The following is a 16,113-nucleotide window of genomic DNA, read 5'->3' on the forward strand; positions in this document are numbered from 1 at the left end:
GCGGGCGGCGCTCGATCTCACAGGCGCTGAACCTGTCACGACGAACACCCCAGGTAACACATCAGTCCCCACAAAAATCTGTTACCCAACCTTTGGGTCGTAACAGTTCCCGAGGCGTACGGTAACGAAATCCCGACATTTTCAGCCCCTCGAAAATCACCAGAACGCCTCAACCCCTTGATTTTACTGGACTTGCAAAAGTTGGCACGGCACCTGCTATATGCTTAGTACAAAAACAATAACAAGCACTGCAACTCAGAATAAGAACAAGACGAAACGGCTCACGCACAATAAAAACAAGACGGCGGAGGCGCAGCTAACTGATTCTTTTGGAGAGGATGCGTGTTTGGGGCTTGCCCCACAACCAGGCAGAGAACAACAAAAACTGCACTAAAAAGCAGCGCCTGAACTGGTTGGATCGACAGATCAACGTGACATCAGCGGCCAAAGCAATCCGTTTGCTCTTAACCCCTGGATTGGGGATCGTCCACAAGCTTCGAGATTTGTGGACAGGGCACTCAACAAAAACAAGAAGCCCAGCAAAAAAACAATAAGAGCACGCAACGACTTCTTGGGGAGCTTAGGCTCCCCTTGTCGTTTCTACCCTTCTGGCAGGCATCCTGCTACCCGCCTACACCATTCCCTGAGTAAATGCTAGAATCCCCGCCCATCATGCGGCCATTCTCCTATTCTTGGCCGAACATTCCTTCAAACAGTGCATCCCATGCTGAAGAAGCTGTTCCAGTCGTTCCGCCCGCCCGTACCGGGCCAGCACCACAGGCGCACCACGCCTGAGGTGATCAACAAGAGCCAGCACTCGCTGCAGCGCCACCAGTTCAGCCGCCATGCGGTGAACATCGTGGAACGCCTGCAAAGCGCCGGCTACCAGGCTTACCTGGTCGGGGGCTGTGTCCGCGACCTGATGCTGGGCATCACGCCGAAAGACTTCGACGTCGCCACCAGTGCCACTCCCGAACAGGTCCGTGCCGAGTTCCGCAACGCGCGCATCATTGGTCGCCGCTTCAAGCTGGTCCACGTGCATTTCGGCCGTGAGATCATCGAAGTCGCCACCTTCCGCGCTCCTCACTCGGAAGAAGATCAGGGCGACAGCCACCGTTCGTCGCACAATGCCAGTGGCCGCATCCTGCGTGACAACGTGTACGGCACCCTGGAAGAAGACGCGCAACGCCGCGACTTCACCATCAACGCCTTGTACTACGACCCGGTCAGCGAGCGCATTCTCGATTACGCCAACGGTGTGCACGACGTGCGCAACCGCCTGTTGCGGCTGATCGGCGACCCGACCCACCGCTACCAGGAAGACCCGGTGCGCATGCTGCGTGCGGTGCGTTTCGCCGCCAAGCTCGACTTCGGCATCGAAAAGCACACGGTCCAGCCGATTCGCGAACTGGCCCCGTTGCTGCGCGAGATCCCGCCAGCGCGCCTGTTCGAAGAAAGCCTCAAGCTGTTCCTTTCCGGCCAAGGCGCCATCGCGTTCGAAATGCTGGTCGACCTGCAATTGTTCGAGCCGCTGTTCCCGGCCAGTGCCCACGCCCTGGACGAGCGCCCGACCTACACCCACACGCTGATCAGCCAGGCACTGAACAACACCGACCTGCGCGTGAAGCAAGGCAAGCCGGTCACGCCGGCGTTCCTGTTCGCTGCACTGCTGTGGCCAGCCTTGCCATCCCGCGTGCTGCACCTGCAGAACCAGGGTGTACCGCCGATTCCGGCCATGAACGGTGCCGCTCACGACTTGATCGCCGAGCAATGCGCACGCATTGCCATCCCCAAGCGCTTCACCCTGCCGATCCGCGAGATCTGGGACATGCAGGAGCGCCTGCCACGTCGCAGTGGCAAGCGTGCCGACATGCTGCTGGACAACCCCCGCTTCCGCGCCGGTTACGACTTCCTGCTGCTGCGTGAAAGCGCAGGCGAAGAAACCGACGACCTCGGCCAGTGGTGGACCGACTACCAGGATGCCAACGACAGCGAGCGCCGCGAGATGATCCGCGAGCTGGGCAGCCGTGACGAAGGCACCGGTGCCGGCCCGCGTAAACGCAAACGCAGCGGCAGCAAGCGCAAACGCAGTGGCGACGAGGCGTTCGAGTGAAGACCCGCGCCTACGTCGGCCTGGGCAGCAACCTGGACGCACCTGCCGAGCAGCTGCGCAGCGCCTTGCAGGCGCTTGACCAGGTGGACAGCACCCGCCTGGTAGCGGCCTCTGCCCTGTACACCAGCGACTCGCTGCTGCCCGGCCAACCGCGCTACACCAACGCAGTTGCTGCCCTGGACACTGCTCTGCCGCCCCTGGCCCTGCTCGATGCGCTGCAGGCCATCGAGAACGACCAGGGCCGCGTGCGCAAGGAACGCTGGGGCCCGCGCACGCTGGACCTGGACATCCTGCTGTTCGGTGATCAGGTACTCGACGAGCCACGCCTGAAAGTGCCGCACTACCACATGCACGCCCGCCCCTTCGTGCTGTACCCGCTGGCCGAACTGGTCCCGGGCGATTTCCGCCTGGCCGATGGCCGCGCCCTCGCGCAGTTACTCGCAGACTGTCCGTTCGTCGGCCTGGAACGCCTGTAAACCGGGCGTTCCAGCCTGCCACGCCACTGCGGTAACGCCAGTAACACCCTGATCGTAACAATGCGGTAACAGGGTGATTGACTTCCCCCACCTCGCTCACGACTATAGGCGTCCCGTGTGGCACCAAAGTGCCGCATACCCGTATTTAGGCCCGGACGGACCTGTGCCCGAACATCACCCGCGATGATGTGCCGCTCCGGAAGATGACTACACGCGTTGAATGCAGTCGTTTTTTACAGCGCCTGAACGAGGAATTTCCTACATGCCTGAAGTAACCCTCACCACCCTCAATGGCCTCAAGGCCAAGGGTGAAAAAATCACCATGCTGACCTGCTACGACGCGACCTTCGCCAAGGCCGCCAGCCAGGCCGGTGTCGAAGTGTTGCTGGTGGGCGACTCGCTGGGGATGGTCCTGCAGGGCCACGACAGCACCTTGCCGGTCACCACAGCAGACATGGCCTACCACACTGCCTGTGTCAAACGCGGCAATGACGGCGCCCTGATCCTTGCCGACCTGCCGTTCATGGCACATGCCACCCCGGAACTGGCCTTCGCCAACAGCGCCACGCTGATGCAAGCCGGCGCCCACATGATCAAGATCGAAGGCGCTGCCTGGCTGGCAGAAACTATCCGCCTGCTGGCCGAGCGTGGCGTGCCGGTGTGCGCGCACATGGGCCTGACCCCGCAGACCGTCAACGTACTGGGCGGCTACAAGGTGCAGGGCCGCCAGGAGGCCCAGGCCCGGCAGATGCGTGCCGACGCCATCGCCCTGGAGCAGGCTGGTGCGGCCATGCTGCTGCTTGAATGCGTACCCAGCGAACTGGCGGCAGAAATCACGAATGCCGTGGGCATCCCGGTAATCGGCATCGGCGCTGGCAGCGCCACCGATGGCCAGGTGCTGGTGCTGCACGACATGCTCGGCCTGTCGCTGAGCGGCCGGGTACCGAAGTTCGTGAAGAACTTCATGGAAGGCCAGCCAGGCATTCAAGGCGCCCTTGTCGCCTATGTCGAGGCCGTCAAGCAAGTCAGCTTCCCAGGTAGCGAACACGGGTTCAGTGCATGAATACAGTCAAAACCGTCCGTGAACTGCGTGCAGCCGTTGCCCGCGCCCGCGGTGAAGGCAAACGCATCGGCTTCGTGCCGACCATGGGCAACCTGCACAGCGGCCACGTAGCCTTGGTGACCAAAGCTGCACAACGCGCCGACTTTGTGGTGGCCAGCATCTTCGTCAACCCGCTGCAGTTCGGCGCCAACGAAGACCTGGACAAATACCCGCGCACCCTGGCCGCCGACCAGGAACGCCTGCTGCAAGCCGGCTGCAACCTGCTGTTCGCGCCCACCGTGCAAGAGATGTACCCCGACGGCATGAGCGTGCAAACCCGCGTCAGCGTACCGCAGCTTTCCGAAGGCCTCTGCGGCGCCAGCCGGCCTGGGCATTTCGAAGGCGTGGCCACAGTGGTCAACAAGCTGTTCAACATGGTCCAGCCGGACCTTGCCGTATTCGGTGAAAAGGACTTTCAGCAACTGGCAGTGATCCGTGCCATGGTGCGCGACCTGAACATGCCGGTCCAGATCATCGGCGAGCCCACCGTGCGTGCTGAAGATGGCCTGGCGCTGTCGTCGCGCAATGGTTACCTCACGCCCGAGCAGCGTATTGCAGCGCCCGCGCTGTACCGCACACTGCAGCACATTGCAGCGGGCATCCGCCGTGGCCAACGGGATTTTGCCGCGCTGGTCGCTGAAGGCCAGGCGCAACTGAGCACTGCGGGTTTGCGCCCGGACTACCTGGAAGTCCGTCATGCCGTGAGCCTGCGCCCGGCAATGATCGATGATCGCGACCTGGTTGTGATCGCGGCGGCTTACCTCGGTAACACCCGGTTGATCGACAACCTTTACCTGCACGTCGAAGACAAGACCGCGTAAGAGCCTGGGGCTGCTTTGCAGCCCCAAAATCACCCTGCCCTACCCATTCCCAGCGCGTGGCCTTTGCCTATAATGATGCCAGCCTGAACCCGGCAATGACTGCCGTGTCCAAGGCATCACCACGCACCAAGGGAACCCCGCGCAATGGCGTATTACCGTACACCCCACGATGTGACGGCCCTGCCCGCCTGGCAGGCGCTTCAGCAACACCGCGACGCCATGCAAGGTTTCAGCATGCGCGAAGCCTTTGCCGCCGATGCCAAACGCTTCGACCAGTTCTCCCTGAGCTGCTGCGGCCTGTTCCTGGACTACTCGAAAAACCTGATCACCGAACAAAGCCGCGACCTGCTGGTCAACCTGGCCAACGAAGTGGGCCTGCAAGACGCCATCAAATCGATGTTCGGCGGCGAAATCATCAACGCCTCCGAAGGCCGCCCCGTGCTGCACACTGCGCTGCGCCGACCGGTGGGCGACAAGCTCAGCGTCAACGGCGTGAACGTCATGCCGGAAGTGCACAAGGTGCTCAACCAGATCACCGAACTGGTCGGTCGCATCCACGACGGCCTCTGGCGCGGCTACAGCGAAAAGCCGATCACCGACGTGGTCAACATCGGCATCGGCGGCTCGTTCCTCGGCCCCGAACTGGTGTCCGAAGCACTGCTGCCGTACGCCCAACGCGGCGTGCGTTGCCACTACCTGGCGAACATAGACGGCAGTGAGTTCCACGAGCTGTCGGCCAACCTGCGTGCCGAAACCACCCTGTTCATTGTCTCGTCCAAGTCGTTCAACACCCTCGAGACCCTGAAAAACGCCATGGCCGCACGCACCTGGTACCTGGCCCAGGGCGGCTCGGAAGCCGAGCTGTACCGCCACTTCATCGCCGTTTCCAGCAACAAGGCTGCCGCCGTGGCCTTTGGTATCCGCGAAGAGAACATCTTCCCGATGTGGGACTGGGTAGGCGGGCGTTACTCGCTGTGGTCGGCCATCGGCCTGCCGATTGCCCTGGCCATTGGTACGGCCAACTTCAAGGAGTTGCTGTCGGGTGCCTACACCATGGACCAGCACTTCCAGACCGCGCCGTTCGACAAGAACATGCCAGTGCTGCTGGCCCTGCTAGGCGTGTGGTACGGCAACTTCTGGGACGCGAACAGCCATGCGATCCTGCCGTACGATCACTACCTGCGTAACATCACCAAGCACCTGCAGCAGCTGGACATGGAGTCCAACGGCAAGAGCGTGCTGCAGGACGGCACCCCGGTGAAGGTTGATACCGGCCCGGTGATCTGGGGCGGCGTTGGCTGTAACGGTCAGCACGCCTATCACCAGTTGCTGCACCAGGGCACCCAGCTGATTCCGGCCGACTTCATCGTGCCGGTGGTGAGCTTCAACCCGGTGGCCGACCATCACCAGTGGCTTTACGCCAACTGCCTGTCGCAGAGCCAGGCGCTGATGCTGGGCAAAACCCGTGAAGAAGCCGAAGCCGAGCTGCGCAGCAAAGGCCTGAACGAAGCGGACATCGAAAAACTGGCCCCGCACAAGGTGATCCCGGGCAACCGCCCGAGCAACACCTTGGTCGTGGAGCGCATCAGCCCTCGCCGCCTGGGTGCGCTGGTGGCGATGTACGAACACAAGGTGTTCGTCCAAAGCGTGATCTGGGGTATCAACGCGTTCGACCAGTGGGGCGTAGAGCTGGGCAAGGAGCTGGGCAAAGGCGTTTACCAACGCCTGGTCGGCAGCCTGGAAGACAGCGCCGAAGATGGCTCTACCCAAGGCCTGATCAACTACTTCCGCGGCCGTCACCGCGGGTAATCCGATACCTGCACCGGCCTCTTCGCAGGTAAACCCGCGAAGAGGCCGGCACAGGTTGAACACCTCTCCCAGCTACACTCTCCTATCGAATAGCCGTTGCAGTCCATCGCCCCTTACAAGAGCAGGACCACCCGCCATGTTCGATATCCGCAATTACCCCGAGGCCCTGGCCGTCAGCCAGTCTGCCGCCCTCACCCCCGACGAATACCGCCGCCTCTACCGCCAGTCGGTAGACGACCCTGACACCTTCTGGGCCGAACAGGCCAAGCGCCTGGACTGGATCAAACCTTGGTCCAGCGTGCAGCAATGCGACCTGAAAATCGGCAAGGCCCGTTGGTTCGACGGTGCCCAACTCAATGTCAGCTACAACTGCATTGATCGCCACCTGGCCCTGCGTGGCGAGCAAACTGCCCTATTGTGGGAAGGTGACGACCCAAACGACTCAAAAGCCATCACCTACCGCGAGCTGCACCGCCAGGTCTGCCGCCTGGCCAACGCCCTGAAGGCACGCGGGTTAAAGAAAGGCGACCGGGTATGCATCTACATGCCGATGATCCCGGAGGCCGCCTTCGCCATGCTTGCCTGCACCCGCATAGGTGCCATCCACTCGGTGGTGTTCGGCGGCTTCTCCCCCGATGCCCTGCGTGACCGTATTCTCGATGCCGACTGCCGCACCGTGATCACCGCCGATGAAGGCGTGCGCGGCGGCAAACGCATCCCGCTGAAACAGAATGTCGACAAGGCCCTTGCCAGTTGCCCTGCCGTCAGCAGCGTATTCGTGGTGCGCCGCACCGGTGGCGATGTTACCTGGGTCGAAGGCCGTGACCTCTGGTACCACGAGGCAACAGAAAATGCCGGCAACGACTGCGCCCCCGAACCGATGGAGGCCGAAGACCCGCTGTTCATCCTCTACACCTCTGGCAGCACCGGTAAACCCAAGGGCGTGCTGCACACCACCGCCGGTTACCTACTGCAGGCGACGATGACCTTCAAGGTGGTGTTCGACTACCGTGACGGCGAGGTGTTCTGGTGCACCGCCGACGTCGGCTGGGTCACCGGCCACAGCTACATCGTCTACGGCCCACTGGCCAATGGCGCGATTTCGCTGATGTTCGAAGGCGTGCCCAACTACCCGGACACCTCACGCTTCTGGCAGGTGGTGGACAAGCATCAGGTGAACATCTTCTACACCGCCCCGACCGCCCTGCGCGCACTGATGCGCGAGGGCTCCGCGCCACTGCAAAGCACTTCGCGCAAAAGCTTGCGGCTGCTGGGCAGCGTCGGCGAACCGATCAACCCCGAAGCCTGGGAATGGTATTTCGAGGAAGTCGGGCAAAAGCGCTGCCCCATCGTCGACACCTGGTGGCAGACCGAAACCGGCGGCATCATGCTTACCCCGCTTCCCGGCTCCCAGTCACTCAAGCCCGGCTGCGCGACCCAGCCCATGTTCGGCGTGCAACCGGTACTGCTGGACGAACAGGGCAAGCTGATCGAAGGCCCCGGCGCCGGCCTGCTGGTGATCAAGGCCAGTTGGCCAGGGCAGATTCGCAGCGTGTATGGCGACCACCCGCGCATGGTGGATACCTACTTCAAGCCCATGCCCGGCTATTACTTCACTGGCGACGGTGCCCGCCGCGATGCCGACGGCGACTACTGGATTACCGGCCGCATCGACGATGTGATCAATGTCTCGGGCCACCGCATCGGCACCGCCGAAGTGGAAAGCGCACTGGTGCTGCATGACAGCGTCGCCGAAGCGGCAGTGGTCGGATACCCCCACGACCTCAAAGGCCAAGGCGTCTACGCCTTCGTCACGCCGATGAATGGCGTGACGCCAGACGACACGCTGAAGGCCGAACTGCTGGCCCTCGTCAGCAAGGAAATTGGCAGTTTTGCCAAGCCCGAGCTGATCCAGTGGGCCCCGGCGCTACCCAAGACCCGCTCAGGCAAGATCATGCGGCGTATACTGCGCAAAATCGCCTGCAACGAGCTGGACAACCTGGGTGACACCTCTACCCTGGCCGACCCCAGCGTAGTCCAAGGCCTGATCGACAAACGCCTCAACCAGTAACCGGCGGCCGCTGCCCATGGCCGCCCTGCACCGCAGGTCGCCATGGAAGCCCTTCGTCGCCGTATCGAAACCCAGGTCATGAGCCTCACCGGGCTGGCCCTCGGCCAGCTCGACCTGGAATCGCCCAAGGGCGACCCCGGCCTATTCGGCCCCCACAGCATCAGTTGGCAAGTGCATGGCGACTTCCCGAGCATGCTTGTCGGCGGCATCAGTGCACTCATGCTGCAGTTACTGCACCCGCTGGCCCTGGCCGGTGTGTGGGACCACTCCAATTTCCGTGAAGACCTGATCGGCCGCTTGCGCCGTACCAGTCAGTTTATTTCCGGTACCACCTTCGGTTCCACGCGCGATGCCGAATGGCTGATCGACAAAGTGCGCACCATCCACCTGCAGGTCACCGGCACTGCGCCGGATGGCCGCCCTTATGCGGCCAGCGACCCCGACCTGCTGACCTGGGTTCATGTGGCAGAAGTCAGCAGCTTTCTCGCTGCCCACTTGCGCTACCGCAACCCGCAGCTGTCGCGCGCCGAGCAAGATGCCTACTACGCCGAAATTGCCCTGATTGCCGAGCGCCTTGGCGCCCGGGATGTGCCACGTTCGTGCCAGCAGATCGAAGACTACCTGCTGCGCATGCGTGCGCAGTTGCGCTGCGACAGCCGCAGCCACGAGGTAGTCGGGATTCTGCTCGACGCCCCGGCCCCCAGCCGCCTGGCACAGCCGGTGGGCAAACTGATGCTGCACGCCGGTATCGACCTGTTGCCGGATTGGGCCCAGACCCTGCTCGGTCTGCAGCACGGGCCCTTGCAGCAGCGCATGATACGCCTGGGCCTGCGACGCACCGCACCGGTATTGCGCTGGGCCATGCGAGACGGTTCGGCGCACCGGGCCAAACGGCGCATGGGCATCGAATAAGGTCAAATGGTCGCCCCTGCGGAACTGATTTAACGTGCCATACTCCAAGCACTCCTGCTTAGACAGACGAAGCGACACATGTACAAAGGATTGACTCGCGCCGCTGGCGCACTCTTGGCCCTTGTGGCCCTCTACAGCCTGCTCGGCTTCCTCATTCTTCCCGGTGTGGCACTGCGCATCGCCAACCAGCAGTTGGCCCAGTACGCGACGGTGCCGGCCCACCTCGAACGGGTCGAACTCAACCCCTTCAGCCTAGAGCTGACATTGTGGGGCCTGCAGATCGGCGAGCCCGGCAAGGAACAGGTCGGGTTCGAGCGTCTGTACGCCAACCTCTCGCTCGACAGCCTGTGGACCAAAGCGCTGCACCTGGAAGCCGTAGAGCTCGACAAACCGCGTAACGAGGTGCTGTTTGCCAAGGACGGTAGCCTTAACCTGACCGGCCTGTTCAAGCTGCCCGCCAGCGAAGCCAAACCTGACGAGCCACCCAGCGAGCCGTTCCCGCTGCGCATCGGTAGCATCAAGCTCATCGACGGCTACCTGCATTTCGAGGACTTGCGCCCCAGCGAGCCGATTGAGTTCCTCTACGACAACATGAACCTGGAGCTGAAAAACCTCAGCACCTTGCCTGACGACAGTGCCGACATGACCCTGGTGGCCAACGGCCCCAATGGCGGGCGCATTGATTGGAACGGGACCCTGAGCCTGTCACCGATCGCCTCTGAAGGCACGCTGAAGATCACGGAAGGCAAAATGAAGGCCTTCTGGCCGTACGTACGTGATGCTGTGCCACTGGTGCTGGAGGACGGCGTGGTCAGCCTCGACACGCACTACAAGCTCAACCTCGCCAAACAGACCGAGCTGTTGCTGGAAAACGCCTCCGTGCGCATTGCGCCGTTCGCCATCAAGGCCCCGGATGGCCGCCCCTTGGCACGCCTGGCCAGCCTGGAGGTGAGCGAAACCTCCGTTGACCTGGTCAAGCAACAGGTCACCGTAGGCAAAATCCGCAGCGAGAAACTCGAAACCTGGGCTGCGCTGGAAAAAGACGGCCAGCTCGATTGGCAAAAGCTGTTTGCCAGCCAGCCTGCCAAAGCCACGCCGAAGGAAAAGGCAGAGCCGGCTGCCGCCGAGCCGACACCTGAGCAGCAAGCCGCCAAAGAGCCGAGCAAGCCTTGGCAAGTGCTGCTCAAGGACGTGCAATTGCGCAACTACCTGGTGCACCTGGCAGACCGCAGCCAGAAAGAGCCGGTAGCCTTCGACATCGGCCCGCTCAACGCCGACCTGCAAGGCTTCGACAGCCTCAACCAGTCGCCCTTCACGCTCAAGCTCGATACGGGCGTAGGCAAGCAAGGCAAGCTGCAGGCTGCCGGCCAGGTCAACCTGGCGCCGATATGGGCCAAGCTGGACGTAAGCACCCGCGATATCGACCTGCGCGTAGCACAGGCCTATATCAGCCCGTTCATCCTGCTGGAACTGCGCAGTGGCATGCTCTCCAGCGACCTCAAGGTCGACCTGAAGAACACCGCACCGCTGGCCTTCAATATCACGGGCAAAGCCCAGGTAAACCAGCTGCACACCCTCGACACCATCAAGAGCCGCGACTTCGTCAAATGGCAGCAGGTGAACGTCGATGGCTTGTCTTATGTACACGGCGATGCGTTGTCGATCGACAAGGTAACCCTGCTGCAACCCTATGCACGCTTCATCATCAACGAAGACCGCACCACCAACGTCAATGACCTGTTGATCCCGCAACCGGCTGGCACCCCGGCGAAAAGCCAAGCCAAGCCGGCCTCAACCAGCAGCGACAAGCCGCTGGGTATCCACATCGGCCAGATCGACATCAACGACGGCTCGGCCAACTTCGCCGACCTCTCCCTCACCCCCAACTTCGCCACGGCCATTCAGCAGCTCAATGGCCAGATCGGCACCATCGACAACCGCAAGCCGGTGCCGGCCAAGGTCGACGTGAAGGGCAAGGTCGACCGCTACGCACCGGTCACCATCAAGGGCGCGCTCAACCCGTTCAACCCGCTGGCCAGCCTGGATATCGCCACCAGCTTCAAGCGCGTCGAACTGACCACCCTCACGCCCTACTCCGGCAAGTTCGCGGGCTTTCGCATTCGCAAAGGCAGGCTCAACCTCGACCTGCACTACCTGATTACCAACGGCCAGCTCAAGGCCGAGAACAAGGTGGTGGTGGAGCAACTGCAGCTGGGCGAAAAAGTCGACAGCCCGGACGCAGTCGACCTGCCGATCCGCCTTGCAGTAGCGCTGCTGAAAGATACCGAGGGCAAGATTTCGATCGAGCTGCCAGTGTCTGGCGACCTCAACAACCCGCAATTCAGTGTGATGCCGATCGTCTGGCAAACCCTGCGCAACCTGGTACTGCGCGCGGCACAGGCGCCGTTCAAGTTCATCGGCGGGCTGATTACCGGCGGTGGCTCGGAAGACCTGGGCAACGTGGCGTTCGCCCCTGGGTCCAGCGAGCTCAGTGGCGATGCCCAGTCGTCCCTGGACAAGCTGGCATCCGCGCTGAAAGAACGCCCGGAACTGCGCCTGGAAATCGAAGGCACCAGCGCCCAGGCCAGCGATGGCCCGCTGATCGCCCAGCAGCGCCTGGAGCGTGAGTACCAGGCCACCTGGTACAAGATCCTGCAGCGCCGGGGCGACAAGGTGCCGGCCAATGCCTCGATGCTGGTGGTGGACGACAGCGACAAACCGGCAATGCTCGAAGGCATTTACCGCACTCGCCTGAAGCAGCAGCCACCTGCCGAATGGGAGCAACTGGGCCGCGACGAACGTACCGCCAAGCTGCGCGAGGCAGTGATCAAGTCGTGGGCCGAGAGCACCGCCTTGCTGCGCACGCTGGGCCAGGAGCGGGCCAGCAGTATCAAGGATTACCTGGTGGACAAGGGCAAGCTGGAAGATGACCGGGTGTATTTCATCGATACCAGCCTGGGGCAGCCTGAGAGCGATGGGCGGGTGGTGACGCCGATGCACCTGGATGCTGAATAATCTTTTTTAGCAGGTCTGGCCTCTTCGCGGGCAAGCCCGCTCCCCCAGGAATCGAGCGCAGTTCAAGGCCTGTGCAGTACCTGTGGGAGCGGGCTTGCCCGCGAATGGGCCGGAACAGGCATCAGACCAACCGTTGCCCAGACACAGCCGGGTGATACAGCGGCTGCACCTTGTTCCCCGCCGGGTCCAGCAGGTGGAAGCTACGCGCTCCGTCACCGTGGTTGAACGGCCGGTCCAGCAGCGTGACACCGTGGGCCTTGAAGTACTGGTACCACGCCTCCAGCTCCTCCACGCTGTCCACAATGAACCCGTAATGATCGAGCGTCTGCAACCCATTGGACGCCCCTGCCCCACGTCCCAGCGAAAGGTTGTCGTTGCCACAGGTGAGGTACACCAGGTCTTCGTTGGCACGGTTCAATACCTCCATACCCAGCACATCGACATAAAAGCGTTCGCACTCTTCCAGGTTGGGTACCAGCAAGGCGATATGGCGCAAGCCATTCAGGCGGCCGGGGCGTGCAGGCAATTCGGACATTGGCGAGACTCCATTTTTGTATACAATTCACTAATGAATTTAAAACAAAAGGAGCGACTTGTGTATAGCCTGTTTATCAAGACCCGTGTGAAGCCCGGTTGCGCCGAGGATTTCCTGACAGCGATCAAGGTCAATGCCGCAGCTTCTGTCACCAACGAGCCAGGCTGCCTGGTATTCGATGTGTCGCAGGACCGACTCGATCCGCAGGTAATCTACCTGTACGAAATCTACCGCGATGATGCCGCGTATGAAGCGCATACCCAGACCGCACACTTTCGTGATAGCCGCCCACTGGTAGAGCCGCTGATCGTCGAGCAGGAATGCTTCGAAAGCGATGTAATCGCCCTCAACCCGGGCTACTGAGTGCAAAAGCAAAGCCCCGGCACAGGCCAGGGCTTCGGTAGAGGTGGCCAAATCCGTTTGGCCGACGGGACATCCCTTATTCGGACTTCAGGCCATCAGCCGAAACGGCCTGAACGCCTTTGATCTTCTTAGCGATGGCGACTGCCATCTCTTTCTGTGCATCGGTAATGGCCACGTCGGACGACAGCGACACGACACCTTTATTGGTCTCGACTTTGATGTCACTGCCTGGCACGCCTTTCTCGGTCATCAGGTCGGCTTTGACCTTGGTGGTGATCCAGGTATCAGAGGTAGCTTCCTTGGCTTTGGTCACCTCACCGGCCGCCAGCGTCATGGGGGCCTGGGTGGACTGTTGGGCGAATGCCGCGTTAGCCATGGTCAGGGTCAGAGCGGTAGCAGTAGCGGCAGCAATGGCGAACTTCTTCATGTGGGTCACTCCTGTTTGTCGAAAGGTCTGCGCCGTATGTCCTGGCGGCAGGTATGAAGGTAGTTGCATGTGCTGTGCCAGCTCTATCGCCTAAAATTAATCTTTTTAAATCAATAAGTTAGCAAAAATACATCACTTTCAGTGTCGTGCATTTTGCAATCTGCACGGTAAACCTGCATGCAAGATGCAAGTCCGCAAAAGGTTCCCGCAGCCCATGAAAAAAGGGCCCCGAAGGGCCCTTTTCCTGTTGCGTTGCAATCGCTTAGACGCCCGAGGCCTTGGCCGCGGCAACGTCCTTGATCGACAGCTTGATACGGCCGCGGTTGTCCACGTCCAGTACCAGTACTTCCACTTCCTGGCCTTCTTTCAGGATGTCGGTGACTTTCTCGACGCGAGCATCGCTCAGCATCGAGATGTGCACCAGGCCGTCCTTGCCAGGCAGGATGTTGACGAAGGCGCCGAAGTCGACGATACGCTCAACCTTGCCGACGTAGATCTTGCCGATTTCGGCCTCGGCGGTGATGCCCAGGATGCGCTGCTTGGCAGCATCTGCAGCTTCCTTGGTTTCGCCGAAGATCTTGATCGAGCCATCGTCTTCGATATCGATCGAAGCCTTGGTCTCTTCACAGATGGCGCGAATGGTGGCGCCGCCTTTACCGATGACGTCACGGATCTTGTCGGTGTCGATCTTCATCGCGATCATGGTTGGGGCGTTGGCCGACAGCTCGGTACGCGACTGACCAATGATCTGGTTCATCTGGCCGAGTATGTTCAGACGCGCTTCCAGGGCCTGGCCCAGGGCGATTTCCATGATCTCTTCGGTGATGCCGTTGATCTTGATGTCCATCTGCAGCGCAGTAACGCCTTTGGCGGTACCGGCTACCTTGAAGTCCATGTCGCCCAGGTGGTCTTCGTCACCGAGGATGTCGGTTAGGACCGCGAACTTGTCGCCTTCCTTGACCAGGCCCATGGCGATACCGGCAACTGGCGCCTTCATCGGCACACCAGCGTCCATCAGGGCCAGGGACGCACCGCAGACCGAAGCCATGGAGCTGGAACCGTTGGATTCGGTGATTTCCGAAACCACGCGGATGGTGTACGGGAACACGTCGGCGGCCGGCAGCATGGCCTGGACCGAACGACGGGCCAGACGGCCGTGGCCGATTTCGCGACGACCAGCACCGCCCATACGACCACACTCACCTACCGAGAACGGTGGGAAGTTGTAGTGCAGCATGAAGGGGTCTTTCTTCTCGCCTTCGAGGGTGTCCAGCAGCTGGGCGTCACGGGCAGTACCCAGGGTCGCAACGACCAGAGCCTGGGTTTCGCCACGGGTGAACAGTGCCGAACCGTGAGTTTTCGGCAGCACGCCGACTTCGATGTTCAGTGGGCGAACAGTCTTGGTGTCGCGGCCGTCGATACGTGGCTTGCCGTTTACGATGTTCTCGCGAACGGTGCGGTACTCGATTTCGCCGAAGATATCTTTGACTTCGGAGGCCGAAGGCTGGCCTTCTTCACCCGAGAACTTGGCAACGGCCTGGTCACGCAGCTCGCCCAGGCGCGCGTAGCGGTCAGCCTTGACGGTGATGGTGTAGCCCTGCGAAACCGCTTCGCCGAACTCGGCGCGGATGGCGTTGAACAGCTCGGTGTTGGCAACGGCTGGTTTCCAGTCCCAGGTCGGCTTGCCCGCTTCGGCAGCCAGTTCCTTGACAGCCTGGATAACGGCCTGGAATTCGTCGTGGGCGAACAGTACGGCACCCAGCATCTGGTCTTCGGTCAGCTCTTGAGCTTCCGATTCAACCATCAGTACGGCGTCGGAAGTACCGGCTACGACCATGTCCAGGCTCGAAGCAGCCAGTTGCTCGTAAGTCGGGTTCAGCAGGTAGCCGGTGCTTTCGTGGAAGGCAACGCGAGCGGCGCCGATCGGGCCTTCGAACGGAATGCCGGAGATGGCCAGGGCAGCCGAGGTACCGATCATCGCGGCGATGTCCGGGTCGGTCTTCTTGCTGGTGGAAACCACGGTGCAGACGACCTGCACTTCGTTCATGAAGCCTTCCGGGAACAGCGGACGGATCGGACGGTCGATCAGGCGCGAGGTCAGCGTCTCTTTCTCGGAAGGACGGCCTTCACGCTTGAAGAAGCCACCCGGGATCTTGCCGGCGGCGTAGGTCTTTTCCTGGTAGTGAACCGACAGCGGGAAGAAGCCCTTGCCTGGATCAGCCTGTTTGGCGCCTACCACAGTCACCAGCACGGTGACGTCGTTGTCGACGGTAACCAGCACAGCGCCGGTTGCCTGACGGGCAATACGGCCCGTTTCGAGAGTAACGGTCGATTGACCGAACTGGAAAGTCTTGATTACCGGGTTCACGGTTTCCTACCTTTTTCAGTGGCTCTTGGGGGAACTGGTTTCTTGCGAATTCTTGGGCAGAACGGGGAATCGGCCCCGTTGACCGTCCAGATACAACACGA

General features: G+C 61.4%; 12 protein-coding genes. 9 read left to right on the forward strand and 3 right to left on the reverse strand.

The window, feature by feature from the left end; translation table 11 throughout:
* Positions 1–724 precede the first annotated feature (724 nt).
* The 8 genes from APH36_RS09560 to APH36_RS09595 all read left to right on the forward strand — a co-directional run bounded on the left by APH36_RS09560 (position 725) and on the right by APH36_RS09595 (position 12,319).
* Positions 725–2,113, forward strand: a complete 1,389-nt coding sequence (locus tag APH36_RS09560; protein WP_060498432.1) for a polynucleotide adenylyltransferase PcnB — start codon at positions 725–727, stop codon at positions 2,111–2,113.
* Positions 2,110–2,589: a 2-amino-4-hydroxy-6-hydroxymethyldihydropteridine diphosphokinase gene (gene folK / locus APH36_RS09565; RefSeq protein WP_060498433.1), complete on the forward strand. Its 480-nt coding sequence runs from the start codon at positions 2,110–2,112 to the stop codon at positions 2,587–2,589. Before APH36_RS09560 ends, folK begins: the two co-directional genes overlap by 4 nt.
* A 262-nt stretch (positions 2,590–2,851) precedes the next feature.
* On the forward strand, positions 2,852–3,652 hold the full coding sequence (gene panB / locus APH36_RS09570) for a 3-methyl-2-oxobutanoate hydroxymethyltransferase (RefSeq protein ID WP_060498434.1): 801 nt from the start codon (positions 2,852–2,854) through the stop codon (positions 3,650–3,652).
* The gene (gene panC / locus APH36_RS09575; protein ID WP_060498435.1) at positions 3,649–4,512 is read left to right on the forward strand and encodes a pantoate--beta-alanine ligase; all 864 of its coding nucleotides are present in this window, start codon (positions 3,649–3,651) and stop codon (positions 4,510–4,512) included. The genes panB and panC overlap by 4 nt, the downstream gene beginning before the upstream one ends.
* Positions 4,513–4,656: 144 nt before the next feature.
* Positions 4,657–6,321, forward strand: coding sequence for a glucose-6-phosphate isomerase (gene pgi / locus APH36_RS09580; RefSeq protein WP_060498436.1), 1,665 nt, complete (start codon positions 4,657–4,659; stop codon positions 6,319–6,321).
* 136 nt (positions 6,322–6,457) lie between these two features.
* Positions 6,458–8,392: an acetate--CoA ligase gene (acs, locus tag APH36_RS09585; RefSeq protein WP_060498437.1), complete on the forward strand. Its 1,935-nt coding sequence runs from the start codon at positions 6,458–6,460 to the stop codon at positions 8,390–8,392.
* 42 nt (positions 8,393–8,434) lie between these two features.
* Complete coding sequence (locus APH36_RS09590; RefSeq protein ID WP_060498438.1) at positions 8,435–9,304, forward strand: oxygenase MpaB family protein; 870 nt, start codon at positions 8,435–8,437, stop codon at positions 9,302–9,304.
* 78 nt (positions 9,305–9,382) lie between these two features.
* Positions 9,383–12,319 carry a DUF748 domain-containing protein gene (locus tag APH36_RS09595; RefSeq protein ID WP_060498439.1) on the forward strand — a complete coding sequence of 979 codons (2,937 nt, stop codon included), beginning with the start codon at positions 9,383–9,385 and terminating at the stop codon, positions 12,317–12,319.
* Between the two features lie 121 nt (positions 12,320–12,440).
* On the opposite strand, the gene APH36_RS09600 is transcribed toward APH36_RS09595, so the two are convergent.
* Positions 12,441–12,854: a VOC family protein gene (locus APH36_RS09600; protein ID WP_016391800.1), complete on the reverse strand. Its 414-nt coding sequence runs from the start codon at positions 12,852–12,854 to the stop codon at positions 12,441–12,443.
* A 60-nt stretch (positions 12,855–12,914) separates the two neighbouring features.
* On the opposite strand from APH36_RS09600, the gene APH36_RS09605 reads away from it, so the two are divergent.
* Positions 12,915–13,217 carry a putative quinol monooxygenase gene (locus tag APH36_RS09605; RefSeq protein ID WP_060498440.1) on the forward strand — a complete coding sequence of 101 codons (303 nt, stop codon included), beginning with the start codon at positions 12,915–12,917 and terminating at the stop codon, positions 13,215–13,217.
* Positions 13,218–13,293: 76 nt separating this feature from the next.
* On the opposite strand, the gene APH36_RS09610 is transcribed toward APH36_RS09605, so the two are convergent.
* On the reverse strand, positions 13,294–13,644 hold the full coding sequence (locus APH36_RS09610) for a BON domain-containing protein (RefSeq protein ID WP_016712080.1): 351 nt from the start codon (positions 13,642–13,644) through the stop codon (positions 13,294–13,296).
* Positions 13,645–13,906: 262 nt separating this feature from the next.
* Positions 13,907–16,012: a polyribonucleotide nucleotidyltransferase gene (gene pnp, locus APH36_RS09615; protein WP_014859357.1), complete on the reverse strand. Its 2,106-nt coding sequence runs from the start codon at positions 16,010–16,012 to the stop codon at positions 13,907–13,909.
* Positions 16,013–16,113 lie beyond the last annotated feature (101 nt).

The organism is Pseudomonas sp. NBRC 111133, from assembly GCF_001320605.1.
Classification (GTDB): Bacteria; Pseudomonadota; Gammaproteobacteria; order Pseudomonadales; family Pseudomonadaceae; genus Aquipseudomonas; species Aquipseudomonas monteilii.